Genomic DNA, 17846 nt, shown 5'->3' on the forward strand with positions numbered 1-17846 from the left:
AAGTTCAATTACTCCGTCCACTTTGCTTATGCATATATCAACACTCTGCTAAAACATAGCCTCATATTTATATATCAATTGAAAATTTATAAACTTCACTTTTAGGTATACCTCTATCTTTAGCAACACATTTAATTGCTTCTTTTTTGCTTATACCTTCATTTATATATTTTATTATATGATCTTGAATTGATAAATCAATCCATTCACTTTCTCTTTCTTGTTTTATTTCTTCAAGTTTTTTTCCTTCAAGTACAAGTACAAACTCTCCTCTAGGTTTATTTTCTGTAAAATAATTAATAGATTCTTCAACAGAGCCTCTAAATATTTGTTCATATAATTTTGTTAATTCTCTACAAACTGCAATTTGTCTATTTCCAAATGAGTCATATAAAAAAGATAACGTATCAATTAATCTATGAGGAGCTTCATAAAATATTAAAGTTTCTTGACTTTGAAGTAATTCTTCTTTTATTATATTTCTTTCTTTATTTTCTCTAGGTAAAAAACCTCTAAAAATAAATTTAGTTGTATCTAATCCAGAATATACCAGAGCTGTTGTTATAGCTGTTGCACCAGGTAATACACTAAATTTTATTCCCTGTTCTATACATCTTCTTACTATAACGCTCCCCGGATCTGATATTCCTGGTGTTCCCGCATCAGATACTAAAGCTATACTTTGACCATTTAATAGTTTGTCGATAATTTCATTACTCTTATCTTTCTCATTAAATTTATGATAGCTCATTAATGTTTTCTTTATATCAAAGTGATTTAATAATTTTAAAGTCTGTCTAGTGTCTTCAGCTGCTATGATATCCACTTCTTTTAGTATTTCTAAAGCTCTTAATGTTATATCTTTTAAATTTCCTATTGGAGTTGGTACTAAATATAAATTTCCTACTTCCATTTTATATCCTCCCATATATTTTATCTATTTGCTTTGTATAAGATCCATCCTCATTGTGAACGTATAAAGGAATATCCCATTTCAAATATGCTCCACCATCTCTTTGCCCTTCTACCAATACTATATTTGCTGCCTTACCAGGTTTAGGATATACCATTTTAACTCTTTTAGGCTCTATTTTATATTTTCTCATTAACGTAAATATATCTGCTAATCTCTCTGGTCTATGTACTATAAACATTCTGCCATTATCTTTTAGTAATACTTTAGATGCATAAATCACATCTTCTAGATTACATAAAACTTCATGCCTTGCAATAGCAAGTTTATCACTAGGATTTATAATTCCTGCATTATTTAACTTGTATGGTGGGTTTACAGTAACTACATCAAACTTATCCATTTTCTTTAAATACTCTATATTTTTTAAATCTTCCTTTATAAATCTAACCTTATCTTCTAATGCATTTAATTTTACACTTTTCTCTGCCATATCAACCATCTCTTGTTGTATCTCTAATCCATAAATTTCTTTAGGACTATACTTTCCATATAACAAAAACGGTACTATCCCTGTACCTGTACATAAATCAATAACTCTATGTTTATTCTTAACATTTGCAAAATCAGATAATATTACGGCATCTACTCCAAATTTAAATCCATTAACCTTTTGTATTAATCGTAATCCCTTTAATTGTAAATCATCTATAACTTCATCTGTATCTAAATTAATTAAATTATTTTCAAGCATAGTTATCTTCCTTTATCCATATATTCTAAATAATTATAACTTATACATTTATTCTAAACAACTTAATATGATTTTAGTATTTTATTTTCTAGTTGTGTTTTAGCAAAGTGTCTATATATAATTAAGTCTTATAAATATAATTTCATATATTGTAATTAACTTTAAATAGAACTAAATTTTATATACAACAAAATAAGGCTAGACAATTACATATCTAGCCTTATTTTAAATATTATATATTATAAAATTCTTCTAGCCGCATAGAATTTATATACTGATGATACTTTTACAACGTCTCCTGTTTGTGGTGCATGAATCATGCTACCTCCACCAACGTATATACCAACATGACCTGCATGAGTAAATACTAAATCACCTGGTTGTAATTGATCTTGTGATACAGGTACTCCTACCCCTATTTGTGAATAAGTAGTTCTTGTTATATCAACACCTGCCGCTTTTCTATACACATATTGAGTAAATCCTGAACAGTCAAAGTTGCTTGGACCTGTTGCTCCATATACATAAGCTTTTCCTAAATGATTATAAGCTTCATTTAATATAGCTTGAGCATTACCTGCTGATGGAACAGTAACATTTGTAGAACCTGAATTTCCTCTGCTTGGAGTATTACTTGAAGCTGCTGCTGATGCCGCTGCTGCTCTTTTAGCTTCTTCTTCTTGTTCTTTTTGTGATACTGTACTCTTTGCACTTTCAATCTTTGCATTTACTTCTTCTATAACTATTGGGCTCTTAAGTTGGCTATCTCTTAAATTTCTTAATTGAGAGATTGCAGATTTTAAATCACTAAGAGAACTGCTTGAACTATCTATCACATCTATTTGTGATTTAACAACATCTCTTTCCATTTGTGATAAATATTCTTCATCAAATTTCTTCTTTTCTTCTTTTGTCTTTCCAACTAATACTTCTTGATCTTTCTTTTTAACATCTAATTCTGATAAGCTCACTTGAACTTCTGCATTAAGCTTGTCTATTTCTTTCTTTTTATCTTCTAAAGAAGTTATCTTTTCATTTAATGAATCTCTTTTTTCAGCTATTTCTTTTATAGCTTTCTTATCTCTACCTAAAATTCTACCTAATGATTCTGCTCTTGTAAAAAAGTCACTAGTAGATTCTGATTCAAATAAGAAGTTTAAATAACTGAACTCCATATTTCCTGACATATATATAGCTTTAAGTCTTTCACCTAATGCTAAATCTAAATTAGTAATTTCCTCTTTACATTGTTCTATGTCTTTAGTTGTGTTATCAATTTGTGTATTAATATTCTTAACTTCTTTTTTATTATTAGTAACAGTTTGCTCTAAAGGCTCTATTTGAGCATCTAAATCATAAATTTTATCTTGAATTTCACTTATATTACGTTCTATTTCAGCATATTTTTGTCTTGTTTCACTTAATTCTTGATTTCCAGGCGTAGCAAAAGCTGGCGCTGAAGACCCTGCAATAATCATAGTAGCTAACATTGCAGCTAAAATCTTTTTTCTCATCCAATGCCGGTTCTTTTCGAACCTTCCCTCCTTCATATTAACAAAATGCGTTTACATATCTAAAATTATATCACTTTACATAAATATGGACAACTTTTCTACAGCATTAATTATAAGCATTATCCTATATTTTTTTTAAAATAGTCCATAATCCCCTACTTTTCTAAACGATGCTACATAAAACCCATTGATAATAGGGTGTTTTAATATATTAAGTCATATCTTTAGAAATATAAATTAAAAAACATGAATACAATTTCTGTAAAAGTTTACATTATATTATTATGGTAACATAAAAATGAATAAAATTGAATTCTTGACATAAGTTTTTTTTGAGAATATAATTATTTTTATCTGTACTATTTAATACAACATAAAAAACTTAAGGCATTCCCTTAAGTTTTTTTTATAACTTTTTATAAATAAAAATGGGGGGATCTTAATGTTAAATAATATAAAAGCTGCAATATTTGATTTAGATGGAACATTAGTGGATTCAATGATGATTTGGCAACAAATAGATATAGATTATCTAAAAGAAAAAGGACTTGAATTACCTAAAGATTTAAAAAATGATATAATTCATCTAAGCTTTAAACAAACAGCAGCGTATTTTAAAAACAGATTCAATCTAGAAGATTCTATTGAGACAATACTAAACCATTGGCATGATATGGCCTTTGAATACTATTCAAAAAAGGTAAAACTAAAAGATGGTGTAATAGAATTTTTAGATAAACTAAAATCTAAAAATATAAAGATTGGACTAGCTACAAGCAATTCTAATGAATTATTAGAAGTTTGTTTAAAAACAAATAATATATATCATTATTTTGATTCAATAACTACTACTGGTGAAACTGAAAAAGGTAAGGATTCTCCAGACGTATATTTACTCGCTGCTAAAAGATTAGATACTACCCCTGATAAATGCGTAGTATTCGAAGATATACTTCCTGCTATAAAATCAGCAAAAGTAGCTGGAATGAAAGTTATTGCAGTAAAAGATGAATTCAGCATAGATTCTAAAGAAGATATTATAACTGCTTCTGACAAATACATAACTTCATTTTTTGAATTAATATAAAGTAAACGTGGATACACTCACTTCTTATTTAGTTCAAAGTAAATAGATAAGCATTAAGCGTTACAAAAATTATATATATATATAAAAGTGGTTTTATAATAAAACCACTTTTTCTATTACTTATAAATAGTAATATCATTATTTTCTTTCAACACCATATTTATCTGATAATTGTTTTATCATTTCTAAATATTTGTTTTGTTGTCTTTCATTTATAAGTTGTTTTAACACTGCATCCTTAACTTGATCAAATGGTACAGTTGTGCTTTCAGTTTTGTTTTCTACTAATATTAAATGATAACCGAATTGAGTTTTAACTGGTTCACTAACTTTTCCAACTTCTGATTCAAAAGCAACTTTTTCAAATTCTGGAACCATAGCTCCTTTTCCAAAGTTTCCTAAACTTCCACCTTGTTCTTTAGATGGACAAGTTGAATATTTCTTAGCAGCCTCTTCAAATGCTAATCCATTTGCTATTTCTTCTTTTATAGAATTAGCTTCTTCTTCAGTCTTAACTAAAATATGTTTTGCTGAAACTGTTGGTGGATTTATAAACATACTTGCATTATCATCATAATACTTTTTAACATCTTCATCAGTAACTGTAACATCAGCTAATACTTTGTTAATTGCTAATTGAGTTAATGCCTCTTTTGCTAATCCTTCAACTAAATTTTTATATTCTTCAGTCTCATCTATTTTTAACTCTTTACCAAAGTTACGCATTAGTTCAAAAGCAACTACTTGTTCTAATAATGCTTCTCTTCCTTGTTCTCCTTGGAACATAGCTCTTCTTTCTTGTGGATATCTATTTAGTACTGCATCTAAATCTTTATCTTTGATTTCGTTTCCGGCAACAATTGCCACTACCTTATTTTCCATGTTAATTCTCCTTTTAACTAATTTTTTATATACCTCTATATTTTAACAATATATATCTCTACTAACAATAAAAAAAGAAAATTTATTATTTTTTTATAAAAATGATATACTAATTATGGGTGATTTTATGAATAACATATTAAAAAATGATTGGAATAATTACATAGGTAATGAATTTGAAAAAGATTATTACCTTAAATTAAGGAAAAATTTATCACAAGAGTATAAAACAAAAACAATATACCCTGATATGTATAATATTTTTAATGCTCTTCATTATACAGCTTTTGATGATGTTAAAGTAGTTATATTAGGGCAAGACCCTTATCATGGACCAAACCAAGCTCACGGATTAAGTTTTTCAGTAAATCCAGGAGTTAGGACTCCTCCATCACTTTTAAATATATATAAAGAATTAAAAGACGATATTGGATGTTATATACCTAATAATGGTTATCTAAAAAAATGGGCTGACCAAGGTGTTCTATTATTAAATACAGTACTTACTGTAAGAGCTGGCGAAGCTAATTCACATAAAAATATAGGCTGGCAAATATTTACTGATAATATAATAAAGGTATTAAATACTAGAGAAAAACCTATTGTATTTATACTTTGGGGAAATAATGCAATAAGAAAAGAAGAACTTATAACAAATCCCAAACACCATATAATAAAATCAGTGCATCCTAGTCCTCTTTCTGCATCTAGAGGTTTTTTTGGTAGTAAACCATTTTCAAAAACTAATGAATTTTTGAAAAATGACAATGAAACTCCTATAGATTGGCAAATAGAAAATCTATAAATATTACTAAAAGTGGATACTTACAGTTCATAGTATAATCAAAAGTTTACAGACTTTTAAAAGATCAATTAAGAAATTTAAGGATTTTTACTATTTACTATACTAATATCCACTTTTAAAATTAGAATTTATATAATATTGACTCTTACCAATTTTTAGTTAAAAGAGTCTTAATAAATTTACACATGTTTAAATTATGTTTTGATACGCTTAATAATGCATTTCTTTTATGGTTTATTATATATGATTTTCTTTATACTCTTCTATTTTAGAATAGATTAATGAGCCTATTATTCCTAATACTCCTCCTGCTGCAAAGAAAAACACTGCATTATCAAAAATTGTACCAATAATAGTTCCAAATCCAACTCCCATTGCAATTCCTTTTGCTAAATTTTCATATTCCTTATCAGTTAACATAATCTTTTCTAACATTAAACTCATCTCCAATCTAAAATATTTTTATTTTATAATATTCTATAATACTAATTTTACATCAGTACTCTTAAAAGTTTATTAATTCAAAATTAAGGATTTCTTATTATTATTTTATATCACTATAAATTTTTATTTGTTACATATCTGTGTCCTAATTCTTACAAAATGGTTTCATTTTATATTATTTATTATCAAACTATTTTTGGGTAGATTATTTATATATTTCCAAAGAAATCTACATAAAATAATTGCAATTTCACCTTATTTATTACATATATCCATACATATTTAACATATAATATATTACAAATATATTGTTATGTACATTAAAATTATATGATATTATATAATTATTATTAATTTAGTTAAGGAGAGAAATTTTATGGAATATAAGTTTGTATATGATGATAAAGAATATGTATTAAATAAAGAAAATTGTGACGGTATATTTTTAGATTCTGATAATGAAGTTGAAGAAATTGAAGGCTTATCATTAGATATAATTTTAAATGCTTTATGCGAAGGAAAAGTTATTAATTTTTCAAAAGAATTTTATGGCGATAAATGTTACTGTGATTCTCAAGAAAAGATAAATAAATCTTATGCTTATTTAGAATATCATTTTTATGTTTATACAAAAGAAAATAAATACATAATAAATACACTATGTAAAGAATACGAAAATACATCTTATAATAAGCTTTTTAGAGTTGGAAAAATAGATGATAGTTATATTGTTAGCATAGTTGTTTGCCCTTGTTGTGGTAATTACACCGTTGAAATTGAACAATGTACAGTTTAATATTTTTATGAGTATAGATCAGTTTTAAAACATCTATACTCTTTTTTTATTTAAAAATATCCAAACTATAAATTTAACTATTGACTTTAACGTAGCGTAAAACATTATACTAAAGTCAAGCTAGCAAAATAAAACTATGAGGTGATACAAACTTATGCTTTCTATTGGAGAATTCTCTAAGATATGTAAAGTTACAACAAGAACATTGAGGCATTATGATGATATTGATTTAATAAAACCAGCTGAAATAAATAGCGAAAATAGCTATAGGTTTTATAGCATAGGTCAAATTCGCACAATGCTTCTTATCTCAAGACTTAAAAATTACAGCTTTTCTTTAGATGAAATTAAAACTATTTTAAACACTCATGATAATAAATTATTAATTGAAAAAATTAAAGATAAAAAAAATTACATTGAAATTACAATAAAAAGATATAAATATATAGAACATGAAATGGAAAATGATCTTTTAAATTTAAAGAATGGAGTTGATATTATGTCATTTATAGAAGATATAAACGTAAGTTTAATTAAAACTCAAGATATAAATATATTAAGTAATAGACAGATAATGAGCGTTAATGAATATGGAAAATATATCGGAAATTTATTTGAAGAAGTAAGTAAGAAAAATCTTACTGTATTAGGTTGCCCAATGTCTATTTATCATGATAATGAATTTAATCCCAATAATAATGACACAGAAGTTGCACTTCCTATTAAAGAAAAAATCAATAATACAAGAGTGTTGAAAGGACATTTATGTGCAATGGTAACATTTGAAGGACCTTATTCTAATCTTTCATGTGCCTATGGAAAAATAACAGAATGGATAAATTTAAATAATTATAAAATTATAGATTTACCTTATGAAAAATATATTAATGGTCCCATGGATGGAAAAATAATTACTGAAATTTATTTTCCAGTTGAGAGAGTTTAAATTCTAAACTTATCTACAATTTTTTTAATAATATAAATTCCTAAAGAATAAAAAAAACACTAACATTTGTTAGTGTTTTTTTGGTGGCTCGAACTGGAATCGAACCAGTGACACGAGGATTTTCAGTCCTCTGCTCTACCGACTGAGCTATCGAGCCATGCTTACCTGGCAACGTCTTACTCTCCCACACAGTCTCCCGTGCAGTACCATCAGCGCTGTAGACCTTAACTTTCCTGTTCGGAATGGAGAGGAGTGTTACCTCTACGCCGTCATCACCAGATCACAAGTAGTATTATATCTAGATATCACTATTATGTCAACAACTTTTGTAAACTTTTTTGATTTTTTTGTTTTTTATTTATATTAAGACTTACTATATACTTCTTTAACACTTGATATCACTAGCATTAATAGGATTTTAAATATAATATATAAAAGTATTTATTTTTTAGGCTATGTTTTAAGTGAATATTGATATTTTAGTATAATGGCGAACTGGCGTTGGAATTTGCTTTTTAGAACTCTTAAGTGAGAATCTAAATTTTATATTTAGCTTTTCGAACTTACTCAGCGAAGTCGAGTTTCCTTTTAATATTTACAATTAATTGCTTGTCAGCAATCTTTCATTGGGAGCATGCATTAATTGGACCAAGCTTAATTTCAATAAATTTTCTTATTATATTCTCTATTTTCTTGCACATTCTTTTGATTTTTCCAGCAAAATATCTATTCCATGCTTTATATCATTTAACACAAAATCCAATGCTTCCTTGCATGCTTTTGGACTTCCTGGCAAATTAACTATTAACGTTTTCCCTCTAATTCCAGAAATAGCTCTTGATAACATTGCTCTTTTAGTTATTTGAAGACTATAATATCTTATCGCTTCACATATTCCTAGTGCTTCTCTTTCAATAACTATCCTAGTTGCCTCTGGAGTTATATCTCTTGGAGAAAATCCAGTTCCCCCTGTACTTAAAATAAGATTAACATTAAGTTCATCACTCATATATATAAATTCTTTTGACAACATATCCTTATCATCAGGAAGAATTATTTGCCTTACAACTTCAAAATCATTACTTTCCACTATTTCCTTTATTACAGCTCCACTTTTATCTTCTCTTTCGCCTGTATATCCTTTATCACTACTTGTAATAATTCCAACTGTATACATTAATCCAAACCTCCTCAATATCTAATACTAAAAAACTTTATTATTTTCCCCCTATTTTAACTAAGTAACTATTATAAATTATATCATAATAAAATACATAATTACCAAATATTTAATTATAAAATCTTAATAGAATTCATTGTTTCTTTCTTCCAATAGTATGTCTATACTTTAAAATTAACATACTATTATATAATACTATTCTTAAATAAAGATAAGCTAAAGAATTTAATTTCAACTCTTTAGCTTATCTTTAACTTATTTATATAAAACTTATTTTAATCAACAGATATATAAATATGAATTTCTGCATTTTCCATATCACAATTTTGATATTCCTCAAAATCACATCTATAATTTCTATTTAATTTCATATTCCATAACTCTTGCCAAAAGTTATTAACTGCTTGTTGCACTTGTCCATGAACAATAAACTTAGCATATTTTCCAGCTGGAATAATTTTTACTATAGTGCCTTCACTCATATTTTCTGCATCACTAACTTCACACCCTACCGTAACACTATACTCGCTATTAACATCACTTTCATAATCAGAGTAAATACCTATTGCTTTATCATTTGATTTATTTTTAATAGTATTATATACTCCACCTTCATAAAGATTTTGCCACAGTGATCCTATTATCTCCGTCATATTATCATCACAATTTTTTGTCCTAGCAGTTACCCCTACTACTTTCTTTTCTTTTAAATTTACAACCTCATAATTCATATTTGATTACCTCTCTTTCTTTGATAATCAAATATTAACAAACATAACTTGACATCTATGTGTCATATTATAAATATTTTTTTATAATTTCTTCTACTTTTTTCTTAAGCTCTTCTCTCATCCCTAATGGTTCAAGTATCTCAAGGCTGTTTCCAAAACCAAGAAAATAATCATATAACCATTTAGTTTTTGGAACACTTACTATAATATAAAATTCATTATTTTCTAAAGTAATTTTTCCATTTTTAAATTCATCATAAACCCTTGAAGCCATGGAAATATGTACTTTAAGCTTCACTTCAATTAATTCTTCCTTTGGTAACATATCATAACTAATATTTAATGGTGGTGTATTTACAAAGGTATCTTTTAAAATTTCTATTTTTTCTATTCTTGTTAATTTAAAAAATCGCATATCTTTTCTTTTTCTGCAATATCCATAAATATACCAATTATATCCTTTGAATATCAATTTGTATGGTTCTACAATACGCTCTGACCTCTCACCTTTATTGCTAAAATAAGAAATATATACTGCCTTTGAATTAATAATACTATCTTTAATAATTTCAAAATTTTCTTTATCCTCTTCACTTTGCTCCCAACCTGAAAAATCAATTTCAATCCAATCAATTGCATTCTTCCTAAATAAACTTCTTAGTTTTAAAAAAGAATCATCTACATTTATCTGTCCTGTAGCATTTACACTTTGTAATGCCATAAGTACTTGTTTCTGCTCACTATCAGACAATATGGTTTTATCTATAGAATAATTGTCTAAAATAGAAAGCCCTCCACCTTTACCCTGAACTGAACAAATTGGTATACCATTTGTAGATAATATCTCAATATCTCTGTATATAGTTCTAACAGACACATTAAATTGCTCTGCTAATTCGGCAGCAGTAACACTCTTTTTACTAACTAATATATTTACAATAGAAAATAATCTATCTATTTTCATTCAATATCTCCAATATCTTCTTTAAAGCTAATTCATTTTTTTGTTATATTTATAATAAAAAAATGGTTTTTCTTTTTCTTCACCAGAATTTAAAATCATTCTTGTCTCAACTTTTTCAAACCCAACTGATTCAACAACTTTTTGAGATGGATAATTATCTATTTCAACAATTGCCATTACAAAAGGAAAATTATAATTATTGAATCCCCATTCTAATAATGCCTTAGCAGCTTGCTTCATATATCCCTTTCCTGAATATTTTTCAGATATGAAATATGCTATTTCAATTTCATTATTAACTTCAAATTTAGTTTGTAATGCTATTAAACCTAAAACAGCATTATCTAATTTTCTTTCTATCACTAGCTGACACCATAAATCATTTTCATTTTGTTTGTCATAAAAATCTATTACTTCAGAAATCCATTGTTTTGTTTCTTTCTTTGTACTTTTCCAATCTGGCATCCATTTTAAAATATATTCCTCATTCCTTATTTCATGAAGCACATTTAAATCGTTTAATTTTATATTTCTTAATATAAGGTCTTTAGTTTCAATAATAATATTCATTTTCTCATCCCCTACCAAATTCAATTTTATGAAAATTATACCATTAAAATAAATACTATTTAATCATATCTCTTTAATTTTTATAATAAATTGTGTAATAATAAATATATAAACACAGTTTGGAGATGATTTTATGAGTATTGAAATAGATAAATTATCAGACATTTTAAAAAATAGTAATAACATAGTCTTCTTTGGTGGTGCAGGAATGTCAACTGAATCTGGAATACCTGATTTTAGAAGTGCTAATGGTTTATTTAATAAAAAACTTAATGTAACTTTTACACCTGAACAATTAGTATCTCATAGCTTTTATATTAGACATCCTGAAGAATTTTTTAACTTCTATAAAGCTAAACTTATATATCCAGATGCTAAACCGAATATTGGACATATGGCTTTAGCTAAACTTGAAGAAATGGGTAAACTTAAAGCTATAGTTACACAAAATATAGACGGCTTACATCAAGCTGCTGGTTCTAAAAATGTTTTCGAACTACATGGATCGGTTCACAGAAATTATTGTGCCAATTGTAATACATTTTATGATTCAGATTTTATATTAGAATCAAAAGGAGTTCCTACTTGCACAAAGTGTGAAGGAACTGTTAAACCAGATGTTGTTCTTTATGAAGAAGGATTAGATGATAATACTATCACAGGTGCAATTAAAGCAATATCTAAAGCTGATACCTTAATTATAGGAGGGACTTCATTAGTTGTTTATCCAGCGGCTGGATTAATTGATTATTTTAGAGGTAAAAACCTTGTTCTTATAAATAAAAGTGCTACTTCAGCTGACTCAAAGGCTAATCTAATTATTAATGATTCTGTTGGAAAAGTTTTAAATGAAGTAGTTAATAATCTATAACTTTAATGCCCTTATATATTAATATAAGGGCATTATCATATTCACATTTCTTTTTCTATTAACTTTTCTATTTCTTTATCACAAGGAATAATTTCATATCCATATTCCTCAAATTCCTTTATTCTACCTTGTATTGTTTCATAACTTATAGCAATACATGTAAGCTTTTGTGCTCTGCTCATTGCAACATATGCAGCAATTAATGCCTCTTCATCTTCTGGATTAGGCACAATATTTTTACCTACCATGTAATCTAAAATTTTTATTATATCACTTCTACGATCTTCTCCATCCCTATCTATAAGTTTACTTTCTAAATATAACGTTGCTAAATGCGTTTCTCCTTTTACACCAAAAACAGTATTAATATCGTCTATTCTACAATCCTTACTAACTTGTTTCGCTGATGCCACTTGTTCTTTTGCTAATTCCTCTTCTATAGGTATAGTAAATTTCTCTTCTATAATTAATTCATCATATACATATTTCTCTAAGTTGTTTAATAAGTTACTTGTAGTTTCTTTTATATCTTTTAAAACTCCTGATGTATCTATTCCTATATTATAAAACCAGTTTTTGATTTTAGCTTTATAAAGGATAAACTCATTATCTTTTTCCATTTGCATATACTTTATAAATTCACTTTTACTAACTTTTTTATTATTGTATCTCAACACTGAAACTATCATTAATAATATATCTTCATAAAAGTCTCTTAACTTTTTACATGATAACAAATTATAACACTCTTTATTTATCGACTTATTTTTATTATTTTTTGTATAAAAATCTGTATATGATTTTATAGAAAGGTTCGGACTTTCAACCTCCCTACCTATCTTTCCTATTACTTTTACTTTACCATCAAGTTCATCAATCCCATATTTTTTAATCACTTCAAGAAACTTATCTATAACTTTCTTTATACTTCCATCGTTAAATATTAGTATATGTGGACTTAAAGTTTTAACTTCTTCATTTCCTCTCATTTCATTAGTATCTAATATTCTTAATGGTTTCAAAAACTTAATCATTTCTTTTCCGTATCTTTTGGTTGAATTAATATACTTTGTATTTTCTAATAGGTCCCAACCACTTTCTTCTCTAGATAATCCAATTCTTTGATTAATGTCTCCAAATCTTTGTACTACTACACCTTCATTAGCTTCAAATATTCTATCTAAAATTTTTGCTTGTACAATATTTGTATCTTGCATTTCATCAATAAATACATACTTAAAACGCTTTGATATATATGTACTTACATTAGGAAATTTTGATAAATAAGCATCTGCAAATATATATGCATCATTATACCTTAACACTCCATCATACATTATTTCCAATAACTCTTTATAATACTTTTTATTTTCTAACGTAGCACCACTCTTATTACATATAAACATTTCATTATTAATCACCTTAAAATTCTTACTCAAAATAAATTTTATAAAATTATCTAAGTGTTGACCTTCTCTATAACTTCCAAGATTCTTCTCAACACAAAAACTTACTGCATTTTTAATATTGGGATATTTATCTAAAACTAACTTATGTAAATGACTATAATACATATCATCATCTATACTTTTTATATTTTCTCCTGTCATATATTTATAAAAAGGTATAGTCAGATATTTATCTATAAAACTTTGAATTGTTCCAAAATAGTTTGGGTACTTAAATAATATCTCACTTTTCTGCCCTAGCTTATTTTTTATTTCATCTATAGCTACATTAGTATGTGTCAAAACGCAGATACCTTGTCCATTTCTGAATGGCATTTTCCTTGATAAAATTATTAATTTTGCTAATAATACCGTTGTTTTTCCGCTTCCAGGACAAGCATTGATATCAAAAGAATCATTAAAATCTTTTATTATAATAATTCTTTCATTATAATCAAAAACTCTAGTTTTTCCAAAAAGTATCTTTTCAGCATAACTAATGTCTTCTTCGGTTACTTCTATATAGTCAGATATATTACTCATTACTCTTATCCTCACTTTCAATAGACGTAACATGATTAATTGCATCAATAATATACTTAAGATAATCATCTTCAATTATTTTCTTTAATAAATCACTATTATTATTAACTTCTTGTAAAAGTATTTTAGATAAATATTGAGCACAGACAGCTTTAGAAGCTTCCTTATTTAATAATGGTTTATATATTTCATATGCTATTTCCATACTATCATCAAAAAATTCCATATCATTAATAGCATTCTTTGACTTCTCTATATAACTATCCTTATCTATACTTTCTATCTTTTCTTCATTGTCATGTATATCTTTAGCTATTAATACTGCTGCATATAAGTATTCCCTGATACAACTTAATGCAATATCAAATTCCATTGTCCAAGTGTTAGTTAAAACTTTTATCTCCTGAAAATTATACTTTTCTTCTTTAGCTAACTTTACTGATTTTTTATAGCTTTCATAATCATCTTCTATTTCTTCAATATTATCTTCATATACTTCTTTTTTTAGTGACCCTTTTTGTAGTATATCTCTTACTTTCTTTTTAGCATCATCTTGTTTTGTAAAGTATTGACTACTTTCAATTACTTTATATACAGTATACTTATGTTCCTTTTCTTCAGCTGTTTTACCTTTATCTTTATAATATTGAATTGGTCTCACATCTAAATCTGTAACAATAGATGTTGATATTCCAATTGTACATTTTCTATCATTTCTTATAAAAATATTAGCGTACCTCAAAAAAGCTACATTCCCAACATTAACAACTGATACTCCATACTTATATAGAGGTTTATTTATTATTTTTGCTATAGTGGGTACTAATATATTTTCCGCATCTCCTTCTACGAAAATTACGCCTTTAGCAAAAAATAAATTTGCTTTTGTAGAGTCTAAAAATCTTTCCAAAAATTCATAATCTCCTTTTGATAAACTTGTATATTCATTACTCAAAGAATAAGCATTCTTATCTCTACAAATAATCAGATTTTCCAGTTTAACTACTGAAGCTAAAGTTATACTATGAGTTGTTAATATCATTTGCGATTTTATGCAATCTTCTAGATATTTTATAACTCTCAACTGTGCTTGTGGATGTATATGAGCTTCTATTTCTTCTATCAATGCCAATCCAAATTCATGATTATGTTCTTTAACTTCTAAGAGCAATAATTCCATTGCCATGTATAATTGGTTTAACGTTCCCAAACCAACTTTATTATCATCTATAATTAGCATTAATCTTGATAATATCTTACTTAATTCCATATCTGATATATTTATTTTTGCATTATAGCCTTCTTTATTGACCCCTAAAAAACTTGTTAAAATAGTATTTATCGTTTTACCTATCTGGGCTGGATTTTCATCTTCTACTACACCATCAATATGTTTTGTAAAATAGTCTTCAATTTGATCATTAGCATTTTTCATTATATTTTCAAGCTTATTTTTTCCATTTTCATCTGTTATCTTAAACACAGGATAATTCTTTAATACCTGTGCAAATCTTGATTTATATCCTGGGCTTAATTCATTTTCTGCATCTCTTAAAGGCTTTAAATAAGTAACTCTTAAACATTCAGAAGCCTCAAAATTTATATCTACACCTTCCTTGCCTCCAGTTTTTTTTATTATAATTTTATTATCTTTCATTCTTGCAATTATTCTAACTCGCAATGAAACTTCACCATTATCACTTAAATCTATCCACTCTAAAAATCTGCCTGATTCAATCTCACTTAAATCATCAAACTTGCATTCTATCTTTAAGTAATCTACTCTTGATCCATCCTTTCTTTTATAAAAATCATTTTCACTTAATCTTACATTATCAAAACTTTGAGTTCCTAGAACAATTTTTATAGCATCTATAATAGCAGTTTTACCACTATCATTTTCTCCTACTATTAAATTTAATCCTTTTTTAAAATTAACAATCAAACTCTCTTTATCATCATCTGAACTCTCACCATATTTTCTAAAGTTCCATATTCTAACTTGAGATAAATACATACTTCTCTCCCCTTATTATTACTTATATAAGTCAACTTTTTTATTTATATATTCTCTATCGTCATTTAGTGATACATCTGTTATTACTCTCAACATCATTAAGTCACTATATTCAACAGAATCCCAATCAATTTTTTCATATTCATCTGCTGTAAATTCTCCACTTATAGGTACTTCAACTTCTTTTATCCACCATTTTTCTATCTTTTTAAATAACTCCATCATGTCACCAAATAATATTACAACCTCTTCATCTAATCCATTAAAAAGTATTTCAGACATATCATGTACTAATTCATTTCTTTTATTAGTTATCTTCTTAAATGACTCACAATCTTTTTTATCAATTGCTTCTGCATCTAAAAGCCATTTTAAACTTGCTTTTAATTTTCTATTTTTTTTGAACTTACTTTATTTAATACTTTTTCTTCATACCAATCATATATATATTTGTCACCTTTAAAACCTGAACAATAAAAATCCTTAACCCCTCCTACTATTGTTTCTTTAAGCTTTTCATATACAGCAATATACAATGATATAAACTTTAAATTTTCATTCAGTATTTCAGGATTAAAAATATTTTTTAAATTATTTTCATCAGAACTCATCTACTCATCCTCTTAATACATTTTTACTTATACAGAAATTATACCATATTATTACATTTATTTCTTTATTAGGTTTACATCCCTGTCTCCACCGAATCTGGAATACCTGATTTTAGAAGTGCTAATGGTTTATTTAATAAAAAACTTAATGTAACTTTTACACCTGAACAATTAGTATCTCATAGCTTTTATATTAGACATCCTGAAGAATTTTTCAACTTCTATAAAGCTAAACTTATATATCCAGATGCTAAACCTAATAGCGGACATATGGCTTTAGCTAAGCTCGAAGAAATAGGCAAACTTAAAGCTATTGTTACTCAAAACATAGATGGACTTCATCAAGCTGCTGGTTCTAAAAATGTTTTCGAACTACATGGATCTGTTCACAGAAATTATTGTACTAATTGTAATGCATTTTATGATTCAGATTTTATATTAGAATCAAAAGGAGTTCCTACTTGCACAAAGTGTGAAGGAACTGTTAAACCAGATGTTGTTCTTTATGAAGAAGGATTAGATGATAATACTATCACAGGTGCAATTAAAGCAATATCTAAAGCTGATACCTTAATTATAGGAGGTACTTCATTAGTTGTTTATCCAGCAGCTGGATTAATTGATTATTTTAGAGGTAAAAACCTTGTTCTTATAAATAAAAGTTCTACTTCAGCTGACTCAAAGGCTAATCTAATTATTAATGATTCTGTTGGAAAAGTTTTGAGTGAAGCAGTTAATAATTTAGCTCTATTTTAAATGTGTGTTGATAT

The 17846-nt window shown here is 26.8% G+C and carries 18 protein-coding genes, 1 tRNA gene, 1 rRNA gene and 1 pseudogene; 6 read left to right on the forward strand and 15 right to left on the reverse strand.

Annotation, left to right across the window (positions count from 1 at the left end):
- Positions 1-67: 67 nt before the first annotated feature.
- The 3 genes from rsmI to NG904_RS07840 all read right to left on the reverse strand — a co-directional run bounded on the left by rsmI (position 68) and on the right by NG904_RS07840 (position 3181).
- Positions 68-913, reverse strand: coding sequence for a 16S rRNA (cytidine(1402)-2'-O)-methyltransferase (gene rsmI, locus NG904_RS07830; protein ID WP_252211606.1), 846 nt, complete (start codon positions 911-913; stop codon positions 68-70).
- 1 nt (position 914) lies between these two features.
- Complete coding sequence (locus NG904_RS07835) at positions 915-1667, reverse strand: tRNA1(Val) (adenine(37)-N6)-methyltransferase (RefSeq protein ID WP_252230914.1); 753 nt, start codon at positions 1665-1667, stop codon at positions 915-917.
- Positions 1668-1906: 239 nt separating this feature from the next.
- Positions 1907-3181 carry a C40 family peptidase gene (locus tag NG904_RS07840; RefSeq protein ID WP_252211604.1) on the reverse strand — a complete coding sequence of 425 codons (1275 nt, stop codon included), beginning with the start codon at positions 3179-3181 and terminating at the stop codon, positions 1907-1909.
- Positions 3182-3623: 442 nt separating this feature from the next.
- On the opposite strand from NG904_RS07840, the gene NG904_RS07845 reads away from it, so the two are divergent.
- The gene (locus NG904_RS07845; protein WP_252211603.1) at positions 3624-4268 is read left to right on the forward strand and encodes an HAD family hydrolase; all 645 of its coding nucleotides are present in this window, start codon (positions 3624-3626) and stop codon (positions 4266-4268) included.
- A gap of 138 nt (positions 4269-4406) precedes the next feature.
- Here the strand turns inward: NG904_RS07845 and NG904_RS07850 are convergent, their stop codons facing one another.
- Positions 4407-5150 (reverse strand): peptidylprolyl isomerase, encoded by a 744-nt coding sequence (locus NG904_RS07850; protein ID WP_252211602.1) that lies wholly within the window; start codon positions 5148-5150, stop codon positions 4407-4409.
- Positions 5151-5277: 127 nt separating this feature from the next.
- Here NG904_RS07850 and NG904_RS07855 point away from each other — a divergent pair, with 127 nt between their 5' ends.
- Positions 5278-5955, forward strand: a complete 678-nt coding sequence (locus NG904_RS07855; protein ID WP_252227145.1) for a uracil-DNA glycosylase — start codon at positions 5278-5280, stop codon at positions 5953-5955.
- Positions 5956-6192: 237 nt separating this feature from the next.
- On the opposite strand, the gene NG904_RS07860 is transcribed toward NG904_RS07855, so the two are convergent.
- Positions 6193-6390 carry a hypothetical protein gene (locus NG904_RS07860; RefSeq protein WP_252211600.1) on the reverse strand — a complete coding sequence of 66 codons (198 nt, stop codon included), beginning with the start codon at positions 6388-6390 and terminating at the stop codon, positions 6193-6195.
- Between the two features lie 385 nt (positions 6391-6775).
- Between NG904_RS07860 and NG904_RS07865 the strand changes: the two genes are divergently transcribed.
- Both NG904_RS07865 and NG904_RS07870 read left to right on the forward strand, forming a co-directional pair.
- Positions 6776-7195 (forward strand): DUF3785 family protein, encoded by a 420-nt coding sequence (locus tag NG904_RS07865; protein ID WP_252230917.1) that lies wholly within the window; start codon positions 6776-6778, stop codon positions 7193-7195.
- Between the two features lie 154 nt (positions 7196-7349).
- Positions 7350-8141, forward strand: coding sequence for a MerR family transcriptional regulator (locus tag NG904_RS07870; protein ID WP_252230919.1), 792 nt, complete (start codon positions 7350-7352; stop codon positions 8139-8141).
- An 81-nt stretch (positions 8142-8222) separates the two neighbouring features.
- Here NG904_RS07870 and NG904_RS07875 read toward each other — a convergent pair.
- The 6 genes from NG904_RS07875 to NG904_RS07900 form a co-directional block, all read right to left on the reverse strand.
- A tRNA-Phe gene (locus NG904_RS07875) sits at positions 8223-8298 on the reverse strand.
- A gap of 6 nt (positions 8299-8304) precedes the next feature.
- Positions 8305-8421, reverse strand: a 5S ribosomal RNA gene (gene rrf, locus NG904_RS07880).
- Positions 8422-8826: 405 nt separating this feature from the next.
- Positions 8827-9318 (reverse strand): MogA/MoaB family molybdenum cofactor biosynthesis protein, encoded by a 492-nt coding sequence (locus NG904_RS07885; protein ID WP_252227080.1) that lies wholly within the window; start codon positions 9316-9318, stop codon positions 8827-8829.
- Between the two features lie 278 nt (positions 9319-9596).
- On the reverse strand, positions 9597-10052 hold the full coding sequence (locus tag NG904_RS07890) for a GyrI-like domain-containing protein (RefSeq protein WP_252230921.1): 456 nt from the start codon (positions 10050-10052) through the stop codon (positions 9597-9599).
- 67 nt (positions 10053-10119) lie between these two features.
- Positions 10120-11016 carry a helix-turn-helix transcriptional regulator gene (locus NG904_RS07895; protein ID WP_252230923.1) on the reverse strand — a complete coding sequence of 299 codons (897 nt, stop codon included), beginning with the start codon at positions 11014-11016 and terminating at the stop codon, positions 10120-10122.
- A gap of 27 nt (positions 11017-11043) precedes the next feature.
- The gene (locus NG904_RS07900; RefSeq protein WP_252230925.1) at positions 11044-11586 is read right to left on the reverse strand and encodes a GNAT family N-acetyltransferase; all 543 of its coding nucleotides are present in this window, start codon (positions 11584-11586) and stop codon (positions 11044-11046) included.
- Positions 11587-11719: 133 nt separating this feature from the next.
- Between NG904_RS07900 and NG904_RS07905 the strand changes: the two genes are divergently transcribed.
- A complete protein-coding gene (locus NG904_RS07905; protein WP_252230927.1) occupies positions 11720-12457 on the forward strand; it encodes an NAD-dependent protein deacylase in 738 nt (245 codons plus the stop codon).
- A gap of 41 nt (positions 12458-12498) precedes the next feature.
- On the opposite strand, the gene NG904_RS07910 is transcribed toward NG904_RS07905, so the two are convergent.
- From NG904_RS07910 to NG904_RS07925, 4 genes are all read right to left on the reverse strand, one after another.
- The gene (locus NG904_RS07910) at positions 12499-14448 is read right to left on the reverse strand and encodes a UvrD-helicase domain-containing protein (protein WP_252230929.1); all 1950 of its coding nucleotides are present in this window, start codon (positions 14446-14448) and stop codon (positions 12499-12501) included.
- Entirely contained in the window at positions 14441-16465 is a 2025-nt protein-coding gene (locus tag NG904_RS07915) for an ATP-dependent nuclease (protein WP_252230931.1), read from the reverse strand. Before NG904_RS07915 ends, NG904_RS07910 begins: the two co-directional genes overlap by 8 nt.
- Before the next feature lie 18 nt (positions 16466-16483).
- Complete coding sequence (locus NG904_RS07920) at positions 16484-16747, reverse strand: hypothetical protein (RefSeq protein WP_252230933.1); 264 nt, start codon at positions 16745-16747, stop codon at positions 16484-16486.
- 101 nt (positions 16748-16848) lie between these two features.
- On the reverse strand, positions 16849-17076 hold the full coding sequence (locus NG904_RS07925) for a hypothetical protein (RefSeq protein ID WP_252230935.1): 228 nt from the start codon (positions 17074-17076) through the stop codon (positions 16849-16851).
- 84 nt (positions 17077-17160) lie between these two features.
- Here NG904_RS07925 and NG904_RS07930 point away from each other — a divergent pair.
- Positions 17161-17832, forward strand: a pseudogene (locus tag NG904_RS07930) (NAD-dependent protein deacylase); the annotation flags it as partial.
- Between the last annotated feature and the right edge of the window lie 14 nt (positions 17833-17846).

It is taken from the genome of Clostridium sp. ZBS15, from assembly GCF_023845705.1.
Classification (GTDB): domain Bacteria; phylum Bacillota; class Clostridia; order Clostridiales; family Clostridiaceae; genus Clostridium; species Clostridium aquiflavi.